Raw genomic sequence first — 15,597 nt, 5'->3', positions numbered from 1 at the left:
ACCTGTCCCTGATAGGGATTGAAACGGGAGGCCAGGCACCCAAGTTCCCCAATTTTGCTTGACCCTCGTAGCCGGCGGACCTACTATAAAGTTAAGATTTTGGTGCTATGCCCCTTCGTTCGGCATTCTGGATCGCTCCTTTGGCTGTGGCGCTGGTGTGCGCCGGAGCGGCGGCGCAGTCGCCGATGCAAACCGGCAATGTTCCGGAGAAGGTGGCGCAAGCGATTCCTCCGCCTAAGCACGCCCTCACCAGCCAGCAGCGCAAAAAGCAGCAGAAAGAGCTGGAAAAAGAGCTCAATCCCGAGGACAAGAAGTGGTTGAACGAGGATGTGGCGTATATCATTACGCCGGAAGAGCGCCAGGCGTTTCTGCAGCTTCAGAACGAAGACGAACGCCAGCAGTTCATCGAAGAGTTCTGGCAGCGGCGCAACCCTACTCCGGGCTCAACCTACAACTCCTATAAAGAAGAGTATTATCGGCGTTTTGCCTACGTCAACCAGCACTTTGCCGCCGGCGAGCCAGGCTGGAAAACGGACCGGGGGCGCATCTACATTACCTGGGGTCCGCCCGATGTGAAGGATAACCACGATGCCGGCGGCCCGTACGACCGGCCGTTTGAGCTGGGTGGCGGGTCGACCTCGACCTATCCGTTCGAAGACTGGACCTACAACTACCTGCCCGGCATCGGCGAGAACGTGCAGCTCGAGTTCGTGGACAAGTGCTGGTGCGGCGACTTCGAGCTCACGACCGATCCTTGCGAAAAAGACGCCCTGTTGCACGTGCCTGGCGCTGGCCAGACGCTGGATGAGTCCATGGGCACAGCCAACAAGAGCTCGCGCTTCGCCAATACTAATGGCACCACCTGCGGCGCGGGCACCTATTTCCGCGAGTCGCAGAACGAGTTCAACCGCCTGGAGACCTACGCCAAGGTGTTTGCGCCTCCGCCCGTCAAATTCAAGGATTTGCAGGAAATCGTAAACCACAACGTCACTTATTCGCTGCTGCCGTTCCGTTATCGCACCGACTTCGTCAAGGTCACCGACGACACCGTGCTGGTGCCCATCACGCTGCAGATCGCCTACCGCAACATGACGTTAAAGGACAACGGCGGGGTCGATCAGGGCAAGATCGATGTCTACGGCCGCATCACCACCATCAGCGGCCGCATCGTGGACCAGTGGGACAACACGGCGCAGGCGAACTTCCCGGCCGAGCTGCTGCCCTCGATGGTCAACAAAACGGCGCGCTACTGGCATGGGGCGCTGCTGAAACCGGGCCGCTACAAGGTGAACATCGTCCTCAAGGATGAGAACAGCCCCAACAAGCTGGGCACCAAGTCCTATGCCATTGTCGTGCCCGCGTACAAGAGCAATCAACTCTCGTCGTCGAGCGTGATTTTGGCCGACAACATCGCGAAGGTACCAGCCAAGGATGTGGGCAACGGCGCCTTTATCATCGGGGATTCCAAAGTCGATCCAGTAATGGGCGGCATTGGCTCGCCGGCGGTGTTCAAGCAGACGCAGTCGCTGGGCATCTGGCTGCAGGTCTACGACCTTAAGGTCGATAAGGTCACCCATAAGCCCAACGCCGGCATTCACTACACCATCCAGGACCTGGGGACTCAAAAGGTGGTCCTCGATCACACCGAGCAGGCGGGCGCCATGCCCAATGCGGCGACCGAGATTACCATCGAAAAAACGCTCCCGCTGGCCAGCTTGCCTCCCGGCACATATCGGCTTACGATACAAGTGACGGACAATATGGACGGCAAGAGTATTCAACCGCAGACCGACTTCATCATTCTGAAATAGATAGGGCGCGCATGCAGCGGCGGCGATTAGCGATCAGCATTCAGCTTTCAGCGATCAGCCTGCTGCTCGCTCTGCCGGGGTTCGCGCAAACCCGGCGCGCTGCCACGCCCGCGCCCACTGCAGCGCAAGTTCTGTTTTCAGCGGCGGCGGGCGCGCCGCCGGTGGTCCAAGGCCGCGGGCAATTGCTCGGCTACGTGGTTGACGCCAAGGGCCGTCCGGAAGCGGATGCAGTGGTTGAGGTTCGGGCCGCGGGCGTGCGCACCGTACCCCTGCGTGCGCGCACCTCCGCCGAAGGCCTGTTCCGCGTTTTACAGTTAGTCCCAGGCACCTATTACGTTCGCGTCGGCAAGGGGCAGCGTGTTGCCGCGCGGCGCAAGGTGCGCATCGCCGCTTCCGAGCGCGCGCTGCTGCTGTTCAATTTGCCTTCCCTGCTGGAAGCGGCGCGCTTCGGCCCGCCTCCGGGCGTCTCGCCGGATACTGCCTTTGCCTGGGCATTGCGCTCCGCCACGCTCTGGGGACCCATCCTGCGTTTCAACGATCCCGAAGCGCTGGATTCCAGCATGACGCGTGCTCCGGTTGAGGGCTTCGTGGCGCTCACCGGAGGCGCGGGCGACAGTGCCTTTGCCGCGGCGGCGCTGGCGACGACGTTTGCCGTCAACTCCATTGCCCTCGGCAGCCAGCGGTTATCGCTCAGTGGCATTGTCGGCACCGATACTGGCATCGCCGCCGCCGATACCCAGGTCAAGGCCACGCTGCAATCCGCGGATCCGTCCAACATGCAGCGGCTTTCCGTCTCGGTGAGGCAAATGAACATTGCCGCCCGTTCCGCGTTGCCGGCGCTGCGGCTGTTCTCGCTCAACTACTCGAACGCTCTCGATCTGAGCCCGCATCTGCGCGTCCAGTACGGCTCCATGTTCAACGCTGCCACCATGACCGATACGGTGACCACGTTTGATCCCTACGTGCGCGTCATGGAGCAGGTGAGTCCGGAAGCGGTGGTCGAGTTTCGGGCGGTTTCCGGTGTGCCACCGCTGCACTTCAGCCGCGACAGCGTCAACATGGATGACCCCATGCCTCGCGTCAGTCTCGATCAGGGCCGCGCCCGTCTGGAGCGCGCGCGCCATGAGGAGGTGCGCTACACGGAAAATCTGACGCCGCAGGACACGGTGAGCGCCGCGGTTTTTGCGGATCAGTTCACGCGCACCGCCGTCAACGGCGCCTTCGCGCTTTCCGGGTCGGTGTCTACGCAGGAAATCGACGCCAACCCGGAGCTGCTGCCGGACCTGGCCAGCAATATGTTTTTGGCCAATGGCGGCGATTACAGCGGCTGGGGTTACCGCTTCGGTCTTGAGCATCAATTGGGGGGCGGCTGGAAGGCAATCGTCGGCTATGCGACCGGGGAAGTGCTGGCGCCCAATACCACGGCTTCAGCAGCATTGCGCGCAGTCGCGGCGGACCTGGCTCCCGCCCGTGCGCATGCGCTGACGTTTAAAATTGCCGGTACCGCGCCCTTGACCCATACGCAACTGGTCTGCAGTTATCGGGCTCTGAATCGTCTAGCGGCGACCAGTCTGGACCCCTACGACGACAGCTTCACCCAGGGACCCTCGTACGCCAACATTTTCCTCCGCCAGCCGCTGCCCGCCTTTCTTGGCGCCGGCGGCAAACTGGCCGCTCTGATTGAGATTCATAATCTGCTGGCGCAGGGCTACATCCCGGTGCTGGCTCCGGACGGGCAAACGTTGTTCCTGGTGCAATCGGCGCGGTCGCTGCGTGGCGGACTGACGATTTCGTTTTAAGGATTGCAGCAGCTCAGTATTTCAGTAGCTCAGTAGTTCAGCAGTTCAGGCCAAGTGGTGGAGATTGCGGATCAAGTTCGGGGGCGGCAGCCAATGGCGAGCGCGCGCGGGAGCTGGCGCCTCGGCACGGCCGCGCTGGTGCTGCTGACGTTGGCGCTGGTTATCCTGGCGCTGCTGAATGTGCATCAGGACTGGCTCTACCGCCAGCCTACCGATGGTGTGCTCTGGCGGCCCACCACGGCGGGCCTGCAGGTGACGGCTACCGATCCTGCCTTTGCCCCGCAGCCGCTGGCCCGGGGCGACGTTCTGGTCGCGGTCAACGGCCATTTGGTGGCGACGCCGGGAGCGGTCGAGCAGCAGCTTTATGCGTCCGGCCTCGGAGGCACGCTAGCCTACACTATCGTGCGCGGCGGTGAGATGCTCACGCTCGCGGTGCACGCCCATCGCACCCGCCCCCCGCTCGGTCGCTACACCTTTCTCGACATTATCGGCCTGCTATTTCTGGCGGTGGGCCTTTTCGTGTTTTCCCGCCGCCGCAGCGCGCCGCAGGCGCTGCATTTTTACCTGTTCTGCCTGGCCGCGTTTGTACTGTTCGCGTTCCACTTTACCGGCAAACTCAACACCTTTGACCGGGTCATCTTCTGGGCGCATGAAGCCGCGCTGCTGCTGGCGCCCTGTTTGTTGTTCGAGTTTGCCTGGCGTTTTCCCGGCCGCCGCGAAGCCGTGCGCTCGCCGCTCCGGCTGCTGCGGCTGCTGGTCTACGCGCCGGCGCTGTTGCTGGGTCTGGCCGAAATCTCGCTGGCTACCGGCGCCATCTGGTTGCCGGTGAGCATGACCGCCAGCCAGGCGCTGCTCGACCGCGCTGCCTACATCCTGTTGGCCGCCTATTTTCTGGGGGCAGTCGCGCTGTTTTACCGCCGCGCCCAGACAGCGTCGACCGGCGCCCGCGTGGCCACGCAGGCACGAGTTATGGCCCGCGGCACCCTGGCAGCCATCCTGCCCTTTCTCGCCCTCTATATCCTTCCGTTCGCGCTGGGCGCGGATCTGCCCCGCTATGCCGGCCTCTCGCTGCTATCGCTGATCCTGGTGCCGCTGGCGTTCGCATACGCCATCTGGCGCCATCATTTACTGGAGGCGGAAATCGTGTTCCGCAGGGGCGTGGTCTATACGCTCGCCACCATCCTGGTGGTCGCGGTCTACTGGGGTGTCATCGGCCTGGCCGGCATCCTGATTCACAACCGTCTGCCTGCGTCGAGCCAATTCTGGGGCTGGGCTGGCTGGCTGCTGGCGATACTGGTCACGGCGGTGCTGTTCGAGCCGGTCAAGCGCTGGTTGCAGCAGCGTCTGGACCGCATGTTCTACCGCGAGCGCTACGATTTTCGCCGCACCCTGATGGATTTCGGCCGCCAGATTAACGAGCAGCCCGATCTCGATACACTGCTGCGCCTGGTTCCCGACCGGCTCGCGCAGACGCTGGAAATCGGCCAGGTAGCTATTTTTCTGGCGAGCAATGAAGCCGGGGATCACTTTCTGCTGGCCCGTGCCCGCAAACCACAGCCCAGCGATCCGGATAGCCTGAGTTTCCTGGACGAGCATTTCCGCCTGCCCGGGGCGCCGCGCCTGTTTCTCGAAAGCGGGCACGCGGCCTCGCTCTGCCTGGGGCTGCATTATTTCCTGCCCTGTCAACGTCAGGGCCGCACCGTGGCCATTATCGGTTTGGGAAAAACCTCGTCGGGTGAATTTTTGAGCGGCGACGATCTGGATTTGGTGGAATCGCTGGCCGGTAACGTCGCGATCGCGATTGAAAACGCCCGTCTGTACGCTTCCCTGCTGCGCAAGGCGACCGAGTACGAGCGCCTCAAGGATTTCAACGAAAATATTGTCGAGAGCATCCAGGTGGGCGTGGTTGCCACCGATCTGGAGGGTCGGGTCGAGAGCTGGAACGCGCAGATGGAAGTGCTCTCGGCGCTGCCCCGCAGCTCGGCTCTGGGGCGCCCGCTGGCGGAGCTGCTGGGTCCGGAATTTGCGCAGGAGTTCACCGCCGCGGCTGCGCGCGGCGGCATTCATACTCAACACAAGTTCCGCATGACCAGCGGACCGGACAGCAAGATTGTCAACCTCGCGATCGCGCCGCTGGTCACCAGCCGCTTCGAGCGCGTGGGTCAGATTGTGCTGCTCAGCGACGTTACCGCCGAAGTGGAAATGGAACAGCGGCTGATTCAGGCCGACCGGCTGCGTTCCGTGGGACTGCTCGCCGCGGGCGTCGCCCACGAGGTCAATACTCCCCTGGCAGTCATCTCCAGCTATGCCCAGTTGCTTGCCCGGCAGACCCCGGCCGGGGATCCCCGCAGTGCCGTGCTGGAGACCATCACCCGCCAGACCTTCCGGGCGTCGGAGATCGTTTCCAATTTGCTGAACTTTTCCCGTACCGGCGCGGCGCAGTTCCGTGCGGTCGAGCTCAACGCCGTGGTGCGCGATACGCTGGCGCTGGTCGAGCATCCCCTGCGCAGTGCCGGCATTCATGTCATTACCGCCCTGCACCCGCAAGCGGTGGAAGTCCTGGGCGATGCCGGCAAACTCCAGCAGGTCTTTCTGAACCTGATTCTGAACGCCCGCGACGCCATGTCGAGTGAAAAAAACCGCGGCGGCACGTTGCGCCTGACCACCGGCAGAGGTGAAGACAACGTTGCCTGGATCGAAGTCGCCGACACCGGCGAGGGCATTCCCGGCGATCTCCACCACCGCATTTTCGACCCCTTCTTTACCACCAAGCCGGCGCGCGGCCTGACGGGCGGCGCCAGTGGGAGTAGCATGAGCACAGGGACAGGTTTAGGCTTGGCAGTTACCTACGGCATTATCGAAGAACACGGCGGCTCAATCCAAGTAGCGAGCGAGCCGGGTCGCGGCGCCACTTTCAGGATTGAACTGCCTCTGATGGCGCCCGAACGCGTCCCCGCCACGGTGTAGCTTATGGCCTCCGTTGCTCATCCGCCTGCCGCAGAAGCCGAGCCGGCCCGCACGCTGGCTGCCAGCCGCATTCTCATCGTCGATGATGAGCCGGCCATTCGCGAGAGCCTCGAGGCGTTGTTCCGGCTGGCGCCAGGTGCGGACGAATCCTTTGCGGTCTCGACCGCAGCCGACGCGGATCAGGGTTGGCAGGCGTTTCAGAGCGACATTTTTGACTTGGTGCTGCTCGACGTCGCGCTGCCCGCCGGAGACCAAGGTCCCGGCCCTTCCGGCGGCCTTGATCTATTGCGCCGCATCCGCGAGGTGTCGCCGGTTCCGGTAATCATGATCTCGGCATATGCCACCGTCGAGCTGGCGGTCGAGGCCATGCGTGCCGGAGCGCAGACGTTCCTGCAAAAGCCCTGGAACAACGAGAAGCTGCTGTCCGATATTCGCACCGCCATTGCCAGTGCACGCGTTAGCCAGGAAAACCTCCAGCTCAAGCGAGCCCTGAAGGAGCGCTACAGCTTCGAAAACATCATCGGCAAAAGCGAAGCCATGCTGCGCGTTTTCGACTGGATCGCGCAGGTCGCGCCCAGTCGCTCGACGGTCCTGCTGCAGGGGGAAAGCGGTACGGGCAAAGAAGTCATCGCCAAGGCCATTCACGCCAACTCGCCCCGCGCCGACGGACCCTTCGTGCCCGTCAACAGCGGCAGCATGGCGACCGATCTGCTGGAATCAACCCTGTTCGGCCATGTGCGCGGCGCCTTTACCGGCGCCATTGCACCCAAAAAAGGCCTGTTCGAGGTTGCCGATCAGGGCACCATCTTCCTCGACGAAATCGGCAACATGAGCCTGGAGACGCAGGCGAAGATCCTGCGCGTCTTGCAGGACCGGCGTTTCATGCGCCTGGGTTCGGTGGAAGAAATCCAGGTCGATGTGCGCGTCATAGCCGCCACCAACGTCAATCTCAAAAACCAGGTGACGGAGGGTAAATTTCGCGAAGACCTGTACTACCGTCTCAATGTACTGGCGCTGACGCTGCCGCTGCTGCGCGACCGGCGGCAGGATATCCCGCTGCTGGCGGAACATTTTCTTGTCCGCTATGCGGCCGAAAACGGAATGGCGCCGCGGCAGCTCACGCCGGAGGCGCTACGCGACCTGCTGGACTACTCCTGGCCCGGCCATGTGCGCGAGCTGGAAAACGTCATCGAGCGGGCGGTGGTGCTGTCGAACGCGCCCCTTATTGGCCCCGATCTGCTGCCCGATGCTATCACCGGTGGCCGTAACTCCGCGCCCGGCGCCATCAACCCGCAGTCCTTGTTCGGCCTGGTCGATGATTACGAACGCCGCCTCATCCTCGACATGCTCGATCAGACCCACGGCCGCCAGACGGAAGCTGCGGAGCGCTTCCAGATTCCCGTTTCCACGCTGAATCAGAAGATCAAGCGCCACGGGATTGATGTGAAGGCGATAACGGGGAAGAGCTAGTTCACAGTTCACAGCTTACAGCTTACAGCTTACAGCTTACAGCTTGAGCGCCGTGGTCGGCGGGTGCGGCGGTGGCGCTGAGGAGACCGCGGCAAGCTGGAGTTGGGATCGTACCCGGCGCATGGCACAGCAAAGCTGTGAGCTGTGAACTGTGAGCTGTAAACTTCTTTTGCTACGCCCGCGTGAACTCGTCGTAGCGCTGCATGGCGATCCAGTAATGCCGCGCCTGGACGGCGTTCAGACAGCGCATTTCGTGATCGAACAAGGGGCAGGGAAACGACCAGCGCAGGCAGCGGATCAGGCGCGAGTAGGGCCGCAGCCACAGCTCCCGCCGCAGGCAAATCACCGGCGCCAGGTAAGTCAGCTTCGCGTCGATGAATTTGTAGGTGTCCACCAGCCGGGTTGCGGGGATGCCCTCCAGGATGCCGGCGGCGTACATTTTCTCCAGCTCTTTCATTTCCGCATGCTTGGTCTGACTGTGCGCAAACGAAATAGCCGAGTACAGCAGGCCGGTAAACGACACCACCAGAATCCCGACCGACCACGCCATGGAGTTGAAGATCATGCTCGCGCCCCCAAGGCATTGATCCGCGCCCGCATGGTCGCCGCATCCGGCGCCTGCTTCTCCGGTACCCAGAGGGCAAAGGCCAGCAGGGCAATGGTGCCAAGGCTAACCGCGGGGATCACGTAAGTGCCAAGTGCGTGGAGCAGGCTGGGCGCGATGGCTTCAATCGAGAATACGATTGCACTCGCCCCGTACATGATGCTGAACGACAGCACCACGCGACGAAAGCGTACGCCCTGCACAAACATGGCATTCATGGCGCCAAACAGGATGATTGCCAAGACCATCCCTAAAAACGAGAAGTTCTGATCGAGAGCAGCACCGACGGCACCGGTTGACAGGTGGCCCCGTGAGAGATAAACGATAGCTGCGCTTCCGACGAAGATGCCGGTAAACAGAAGGATCGCTACCAAGCGGAGGCGCGGGAGCTTCAGCGAGGACTTCTCGAACGCGAGTTCAACCAAGCGCGCGAGAACTACGAACCCGAGCACAGTGGCAGCAATGTCACTCGCATAGTACGCATAGGCGTACGAAGCCGACCTGACTCCAAATTCAGAGAGGGAAACGGAGGCGACAATGTTTCCTACGACGACTACGAGGATGTACCAGCGCAGGAACGACAGGAACCGATCGAACGTGTGCCGAAAGGTCGCGAGCAGACAGAGACCGAGCAGCCCGTACGTCAGCGCCGTCACTACAAGCGTGAAGTTCACGCTTGCAGTCTAACCCACTTTAGGAGAATCGACAGTTAAGAATTTCGGAGGCCATCAAAAGCTAGTTCTGGGGCTGCGGAGCGGTGATCAGAATGAAGGAGGAGGCGTGGGTGCTGGCGGGGGTGGGGGCAATAGCGTTCATGCCGGCGAAACCGCTCAATCCAAAGGTGATAGCCAACGCGACGACCGAAAAGGTGACAGCAGAAAGGATGGACTTCATGGCGCGACTCCTAAAGAGGTTGAGTACGGGCGCCGATAGCTCGTTGAGGCCTATCCGGTGCTCGTCTGAAGGCAGAGTCTCACCCTGGTTGCCTGGCTACAAGCCTTTTTCCCTACTGCCGCTTGCGGTCGTATTTTTTGATTAGAGTTTTCTAATCTTTTTGCAACTAAAAAAGTCACATTATTGTGACTTTCGTGCTCAGCAAAAGATCGATTCCCTGGCTTTCAGGCTCCGCACTAGGCCGGCATACCGCCCCACAGCACTTGACAGCTCTTTTTTAGCGATGAATTCGGCAGGCGTGTGCGCCACATGAATCGAGCCGGGGCCAAAAAGCAGCGGCGTGCCCCAGCGCGTCAGTTGCGGAATATCGGTTCCGAAAGCGACGACACCCGTGCCGGTCTCCCAGCCCTCGAGGGTCAGCAGTTGCACCGGCGGAATCTCCAGTACAAACTCGTGCTCGACCTCCGCCTCCAGCGCGGCTTCGACCTCGGCGCGCAACGGCGTGCCATCGCCTACCAGGCGGAACATCAGCTCGGCCTCGGCTTCGTCGGCGATGACGTTGGGGGCACGGCCGCCGCGGATAGTGCCAATATTCAGCGTGGTCGCGCCCAGGACGTCATCGTGCGGCAGCTTCAGCGCCCGCACCCGCTGCAGCGCACGCAGCAGCTTGTCAATCGCCGAGTCACCCAGCTCCGGGTAAGCGGAGTGCGCGGCGCGGCCGTGCGCGCGCAGGGCGACGCGCAGCACGCCCTTGCCCGCGCGGATGAGCTTGCTCTCGGTAGGCTCGCCATTGATGAGGCATGCGACGCCCTCCGGCGCGCGCACATTGGCGGCGATCGCGCCGGCGGAGTTGCGTTCTTCGCCGACGAGAAACAGCAAGCCGAAATCGCTCACGCCTTCTTCGGCCAGCGTCAGCGCGGCAAACGACATCGCGGCCGCAATGCCTTTGGCGTCGCAGACGCCGCGGCCGTAGAGGGCGGTGTCATCCTCGCGGCTGGGAAAAAACGGCGGCACGGTATCGAGGTGCGTCGACAGCACGACGCGGGGCGTGCCCCGCCGTGCAAATACGTTATCGCGCCCCGGTTCGACCGGCCAGAGCGCGACCTCGTCAAAAACACCAGCGTGACGCAGGAATTCCGCGGCCAGCGCGGCGACTGCGCCCTCCTGGCCCGTGGTCGAATCCACATCCACCAGAGCGCGCGTAAAGGCAAAGAGTTTATCCTCGATGATAGACATGGCAAAAGTGCTGCATGGAACCTTTCCTGGCCCAACCGGCCAACTCGAATACATCTTAAACGAGGCGGAAAATACGCCCAGCAGCAGCCTGGCGGCCAAGGCCGCGGTGGTCTGTCATCCGCATCCGTTGTATCGCGGCACCATGCACACCCGCATCGTGTTCCACACCGCCAAAACCCTGGCGGGACTCGGCCTGCCCACACTGCGCTTTCATTTTCGCGGCGTTGGCGAGAGCGAAGGCCAGTACGATCACGGCCGGGGCGAGATGGACGATCTCCGCGCCGCGATTGCCCAGATGCAGGAATGGTCGCGCGCCGCCGGTCCGCAGCCGTTGCTGCTGGCCGGCTTTTCCTTTGGCGCGACCATGACGGCCAAGCTGCTGGCAGGCGAGGCGCACCCCGAGATTGTGCAGGCGGTGCTGCTCGGCCTGCCGGTCGACAGCGGCGCGATCCCGTCGGATTGGCGCTGGCACGGGCCCAAGTTGATGATTTCCGGCGATCACGACCAGTTCGCCCGCGTCGAGTCGCTGGAGGCCTATTTCACCTCACTGCCGGAACCCAAGCAGCGGCGCTGGATCGCCGGCGGCGACCACTTCCTCGCCGGCCACATGGAGGATTTCCGTTCCGTCCTCGCCTCTGCCCTACTAGCTACCAGCTACCAGCTACCAGCTACGAGCTGACCGTCATCCCCAAACTCTTCATCTTCCGGTAGAGGTGACTGCGTTCGAGCCCCAGCACCTCCGCGGTGCGCGTCATGTTGCCCGCGTTTTCCTCGAGCTTTTTGAGGATAAACGCGCGTTCATAGGCGGCGCGGGCTTCGTGCAGCGAGTGGAAATCGGCTTCGGCCTTGCGTCCGCGCCGCAGCAGCGGCGGCAGATGCCGGGCGTCGATCACCTGCGCGGTGGGGTTGAGAATCGCGATTCGCTCCACCAGATTCCGCAGTTCGCGCACGTTGCCCGGCCAGGTGTAACTGCTGAGCGCGGCCAGCGCTTCCGGGCTGAAGTCGCGGCATTTGCGGCCGTAGGCGAGGGCGAATTCGGCCAGAAAATGCCGCGCCAGCAGCGGGATGTCTTCCTTGCGCTCGCGCAACGGCGGCACGGTGAAGGGAATGACGTTGAGCCGGTAGAACAGGTCCTCGCGGAAGTTGCCGTTGGCAATTTCCTGCTCCAGGTTCTTGTTGGTGGCGGCCACAATGCGGGCATCGGTGGTGGTCTGGGTGGTGGCGCCCAGCACCTGGAAGCGGCCCTCGTCGAGGGTGCGCAGCACCTTAGCCTGGGTTTTCAGGCTCATGTCGCCGACTTCGTCCAAAAACAGCGTGCCCTGATCGGCGCGGCTGAACTTGCCCTCTTTGGCCTCCTGCGCGCCGGCAAAGGCGCCCTGCACGTGGCCAAAAAGTTCGCTTTCGATCAGCTCTTCGGGAATGGCGGCGCAGTTCAACTCGATAAAGAGTCCCTGCCGCCGTTCGCTCTGCGCGTGCAACGCGCGCGCCACCAACTCCTTACCGGCGCCGCTCTCGCCATAGATCAGCACGCGGCCGTTGGTAGGCGCCATGATGGCGATCTGCTGCCGCAGGGCGCGCAGGGGCACGCTTTCGCCAATGAGCGCGGCATTGGCGGCGAAGTGCTGCCGCAGGTGCCGGTTTTCGCGCTTCAGTTGCCGCTGTTCCAGCGCATGCCGCACCACCAGCAGCGTCTTGTCGATGGTCAGGGGCTTTTCCAGAAAATCAAAAGCGCCCAGCTTGGTGGCCTTAACCGCTCCCTCCACGCTGCCATGCCCGCTGATCACCACCACTTCCGGCGGCGCCGGCTGCTGTTCGATTTCCGACAGCAAATCCAGGCCGTCGCGGTCGGGCAGCCAGATGTCCAGCAGGAGCAGGTCGAAGCTGCGTTCTGCGAGTGTGCGCAGGCAGGCGGCGGCGTCGCCGACCGTTTCGACCGCATAGCCTTCATCGCCCAGCACGCCGCTCAGCGATTGCCGGATCCCCTGCTCATCGTCGACAACCAGAACTGCCGCGCGCGCCATGGTACTAGGATAAACTGCCTTCCACGGGGAGCTCGATGACGAAGCGCGCGCCCAGCGGCTCGTTGTCTTCAGCGCGGAGGGTGCCGCCGTTTTCCTCGACAATGCGCTGCACAATCGCCAGGCCCAGGCCGCTACCGCGCTCGCGCGTCGAGTAGTAGGGCAGGAACAGGCGCTGCTTGTCGCCCGGCGGCAGACCGTGGCCGGTGTCGGCGACCACGGCTTCGACAATGCCGTCCATGCGCTGGGTCGCCAGCGTAAGCTGGCGGTAAGGCGAGCGGCGCATGGCTTCGGCGGCATTGTCGATGAGGTTCAGAAAGACGCGTTTCATGTCTTCCGGATCCAGCCGCAGCTTGGGCAGGGGATCTTCGAGCAAGGTGCGGATTTGCATGCCGTCCAGGCGGCCGTCGAAGCTGCGCAGCGCGCGGCCGATCACCTCGTTCAGGTCACAGTCAACCGGCTGGGCATGGGGAAAGCGCGCGAAGGTGCTGAACTCATCGACCAGCCGCTGCAGCGAGCGCACTTCGGTTTCGATCGTGGTGGCGCATTCGCCGACGATGGCCGCGTCCGACAGCCGGCGCTGAATGCGCTCCGCACTGAGCGCGATCGGTGTCAATGGATTCTTGATTTCATGGGCAATGCGCTGCGCCACCTCGCGCCAGGCCGCGGTCTTTTGCATGCGCAGCAGGTCGGTCAGATCCTCCAGCACCAGCACATAGCCGCTCGGGCGGATGGACGCTACGGTTGCGGCCAGCGTCAATTGCCGCCCACTGTGGGTGGTGACGTCGAGTTGGCCGCTCGCCGACGGCCAGCGCAGCGCTTTGCGCAGCAGATGGTGCAGCGTGCGCACGCTGGTGGCGTCAAAAAAATCTTCCAGCTGCCGCGCCGCACTCTGGGCGCCGAACAGCCGCTCGACGGCCGGATTGACGCGCTCGATGCGGTAGCGTTGGTCCAGCGACATCACGGCGGAGGGGGTATTGTCGAGGAGCGCTTCGGTATAGCGCCGGCTGGTCTCGAGATCAGCCGCCATGCGGTTGAAGGAGTGCACCAGCAGTCCGATTTCATCGTGGCTCTGCGCCGCGGGCGTGCTCACGCGGTAAGCCAGGTTGCCGCGCGCAATCTCCTGGGTCGCCGCCGCCAGCGCGCCCATCGGCTCGGTGACCTGCTTGGAGAGATACAGCGCCATCCAGGTCGCGCCGAACAGGATCGCCAGCGTCAGCAAGGCCAGATAGCCGGTATAAATCAACCGTAGCGACTTGCGTTCCTGCGCCAGTTGTTCATAGCGATCGCGATCGTGCGCCAGTTGCGAAATTTGTGCAGTAATGGCGGCCGGGATGGGCATGCCGACTTCCACCGTGAGGCCCCCGCGCAGCGGCGCCTGTGCCAGCATGTAACCCTGCCCGGCGATGCCGATGGGAACATGGCCGGGCGCGCGCGCCGGTGGATGGTAACCGGCCGGCATCTGGTAGCTCTCCAGCAGTTCTCCCGTTTTGCCGACGATGACGGCAAACCCGCCCTGCAGCGTCACCTGATGCCGCGCCAGCACCGCGGCCACGCCCGCCCAATCCTGCCGGCTGAGCGAGCCGGTCAGCGCCGGGCTGTAGGCGATCGATTCCGCCTCGCTGCGGGCGTTCTGGCTGACAAACTGCGTCAATAGCGCCAGCGTGCGGCCATTGTCGTCGCGTACCGTTTCCACCGGCCGGCTGAACCACTTGTCCAAGGTCCGGTTGATCAGCCCATAGGTGAAGCCAAACATGCAAATCACCGGCGTCAGGCTCAACGCCAGAGCGCCGATCACCAGCTTGGTCTTGAAGCGCGCGCCCATCACGTTGGCGCGCCGCTCGGCGGTCAACTTGACGATTTGCCGCGCCAGCACCAGCGCCAGGATGACGGTGCAGAGAAAACTCAGCGCCGACACCAGAAATAACTGCCAGGCATGGGCGGGGCTTGGCTGAAAGTGCAAATTGAACGCCTGCGGCCAAAACAGAACTGCGAGCACAACCGCCAACGCCACCGCCATGGCCATGACCCGGCGCGATCGCGGCGTGCCCGGCAACCAGCGCCGCTTTTGCAGGGGATCGGCGGGCGCGGCGTTGCTCACGGCAGCAATCCTCCCAGGGGGCAAGCCGCGCAATCGGGCATCTGCTTGCGGCAATAGCGCTTCGCGGTCTCCACCAGCAAGGCGTGCCAGTCGCGACAGGCACGCGGTTCGGTGATGGTCTGTCGAGCCGCATCGATGGTCAGTCCATGACGCGCAAAAATGCGCCGGGTATAGGCATCATTGATGAAGCGGGCACGGCCGCCGGCAAAGGTCAGGATGGCGTCGGCGGTTTCCTCGCCAATGCCTTCGAGCGCAAGCAATTGCTGCCGCGCTCGCTCGGTGGGTTGGGTAAATAACTGCTGCAGGCTCCCACGGTGCGTGCGATCGAGCCAAAGCACAAACCCGCGCAACCGCCGCGCCTTCTGCCGCCAGGTGCCGGCGCTGCGAATCAAGCGGCCCAATTCCGCCTCGCTCAGGCTGCGCACGCCAGCCAGCGACAACTTGCCTGCAGTCGACAGTGAGCTCAGCGCCATCTGTACGTTGGCCCAATTGGTATTTTGAACCAGCAGGGCGCCGGCAATCATTTCAAACTGCGACCGCGCCGGCCACCAGTGGTCCAGATCGAGTGCCGCGAAATGGGCGCGCATGGCGCGCTCGTAGGCGGCCCAATTGGGTGCTCCGGGCATATCTAAAGGAAGCTTATCAGCGATTCAGCGGGTCAGCGATTCAGCCACGAGGCCGCATCCGGAGGACTACC

11 protein-coding genes are annotated in these 15,597 nt (G+C 63.1%); 5 read left to right on the top strand and 6 right to left on the bottom strand.

The window, feature by feature from the left end:
• Nucleotides 1–107 precede the first annotated feature (107 nt).
• The 4 genes from EPN33_10615 to EPN33_10600 all read left to right on the top strand — a co-directional run bounded on the left by EPN33_10615 (nucleotide 108) and on the right by EPN33_10600 (nucleotide 8,047).
• Nucleotides 108–1,811: a GWxTD domain-containing protein gene (locus EPN33_10615; protein ID TAN22093.1), complete on the top strand. Its 1,704-nt coding sequence runs from the start codon at nucleotides 108–110 to the stop codon at nucleotides 1,809–1,811.
• An 11-nt stretch (nucleotides 1,812–1,822) separates the two neighbouring features.
• Nucleotides 1,823–3,610 (top strand): carboxypeptidase regulatory-like domain-containing protein, encoded by a 1,788-nt coding sequence (locus EPN33_10610; GenBank protein TAN22092.1) that lies wholly within the window; start codon nucleotides 1,823–1,825, stop codon nucleotides 3,608–3,610.
• Nucleotides 3,611–3,703: 93 nt separating this feature from the next.
• Nucleotides 3,704–6,577 carry a PAS domain-containing protein gene (locus EPN33_10605; GenBank protein ID TAN22091.1) on the top strand — a complete coding sequence of 958 codons (2,874 nt, stop codon included), beginning with the start codon at nucleotides 3,704–3,706 and terminating at the stop codon, nucleotides 6,575–6,577.
• Between the two features lie 3 nt (nucleotides 6,578–6,580).
• Nucleotides 6,581–8,047: a sigma-54-dependent Fis family transcriptional regulator gene (locus EPN33_10600; protein TAN22090.1), complete on the top strand. Its 1,467-nt coding sequence runs from the start codon at nucleotides 6,581–6,583 to the stop codon at nucleotides 8,045–8,047.
• 172 nt (nucleotides 8,048–8,219) lie between these two features.
• On the opposite strand, the gene EPN33_10595 is transcribed toward EPN33_10600, so the two are convergent.
• From EPN33_10595 to EPN33_10585, 3 genes are all read right to left on the bottom strand, one after another.
• Nucleotides 8,220–8,612, bottom strand: a complete 393-nt coding sequence (locus tag EPN33_10595) for a hypothetical protein (GenBank protein TAN22089.1) — start codon at nucleotides 8,610–8,612, stop codon at nucleotides 8,220–8,222.
• Nucleotides 8,609–9,325, bottom strand: coding sequence for a hypothetical protein (locus EPN33_10590; protein TAN22088.1), 717 nt, complete (start codon nucleotides 9,323–9,325; stop codon nucleotides 8,609–8,611). Before EPN33_10590 ends, EPN33_10595 begins: the two co-directional genes overlap by 4 nt.
• A gap of 418 nt (nucleotides 9,326–9,743) precedes the next feature.
• Nucleotides 9,744–10,781, bottom strand: coding sequence for a M20/M25/M40 family metallo-hydrolase (locus tag EPN33_10585; GenBank protein ID TAN22087.1), 1,038 nt, complete (start codon nucleotides 10,779–10,781; stop codon nucleotides 9,744–9,746).
• On the opposite strand from EPN33_10585, the gene EPN33_10580 reads away from it, so the two are divergent.
• On the top strand, nucleotides 10,780–11,460 hold the full coding sequence (locus tag EPN33_10580; protein TAN22086.1) for an alpha/beta hydrolase: 681 nt from the start codon (nucleotides 10,780–10,782) through the stop codon (nucleotides 11,458–11,460). The two genes, EPN33_10585 and EPN33_10580, sit on opposite strands and share 2 nt — an antisense overlap.
• Here EPN33_10580 and EPN33_10575 read toward each other — a convergent pair.
• From EPN33_10575 to EPN33_10565, 3 genes are read right to left on the bottom strand one after another with little or no spacing between them, the layout of a single operon-like run.
• Nucleotides 11,450–12,802 (bottom strand): sigma-54-dependent Fis family transcriptional regulator, encoded by a 1,353-nt coding sequence (locus EPN33_10575; GenBank protein ID TAN22085.1) that lies wholly within the window; start codon nucleotides 12,800–12,802, stop codon nucleotides 11,450–11,452. The two genes, EPN33_10580 and EPN33_10575, sit on opposite strands and share 11 nt — an antisense overlap.
• A 4-nt stretch (nucleotides 12,803–12,806) precedes the next feature.
• Nucleotides 12,807–14,900, bottom strand: a complete 2,094-nt coding sequence (locus tag EPN33_10570; protein TAN22084.1) for a HAMP domain-containing protein — start codon at nucleotides 14,898–14,900, stop codon at nucleotides 12,807–12,809.
• Nucleotides 14,897–15,526, bottom strand: coding sequence for an endonuclease III domain-containing protein (locus EPN33_10565; GenBank protein ID TAN22083.1), 630 nt, complete (start codon nucleotides 15,524–15,526; stop codon nucleotides 14,897–14,899). The genes EPN33_10570 and EPN33_10565 overlap by 4 nt, the downstream gene beginning before the upstream one ends.
• Nucleotides 15,527–15,597: the final 71 nt, after the last annotated feature.

The organism is Acidobacteriota bacterium (assembly GCA_004299485.1).
Lineage (GTDB): Bacteria > Acidobacteriota > Terriglobia > Terriglobales > SCQP01 > SCQP01.
The sequence above is the reverse complement of the archived record's forward strand: the minus strand, read 5'-3'. Positions and strand labels throughout refer to the sequence as shown.

Excerpts from the sequence above, each read along its gene's own strand:
- EPN33_10615 (TAN22093.1), top strand. The coding sequence starts at position 108 with ATGCCCCTTCGTTCGGCATTCTGGATCGCTCCTTTGGCTGTGGCGCTG.
- EPN33_10610 (TAN22092.1), top strand. The coding sequence starts at position 1,823 with ATGCAGCGGCGGCGATTAGCGATCAGCATTCAGCTTTCAGCGATCAGC.
- EPN33_10605 (TAN22091.1), top strand. The coding sequence starts at position 3,704 with ATGGCGAGCGCGCGCGGGAGCTGGCGCCTCGGCACGGCCGCGCTGGTG.
- EPN33_10600 (TAN22090.1), top strand. The coding sequence starts at position 6,581 with ATGGCCTCCGTTGCTCATCCGCCTGCCGCAGAAGCCGAGCCGGCCCGC.
- EPN33_10595 (TAN22089.1), bottom strand. The coding sequence starts at position 8,612 with ATGATCTTCAACTCCATGGCGTGGTCGGTCGGGATTCTGGTGGTGTCG.
- EPN33_10580 (TAN22086.1), top strand. The coding sequence starts at position 10,780 with ATGGCAAAAGTGCTGCATGGAACCTTTCCTGGCCCAACCGGCCAACTC.
- EPN33_10585 (TAN22087.1), bottom strand. The coding sequence starts at position 10,781 with ATGTCTATCATCGAGGATAAACTCTTTGCCTTTACGCGCGCTCTGGTG.
- EPN33_10575 (TAN22085.1), bottom strand. The coding sequence starts at position 12,802 with ATGGCGCGCGCGGCAGTTCTGGTTGTCGACGATGAGCAGGGGATCCGG.
- EPN33_10565 (TAN22083.1), bottom strand. The coding sequence starts at position 15,526 with ATGCCCGGAGCACCCAATTGGGCCGCCTACGAGCGCGCCATGCGCGCC.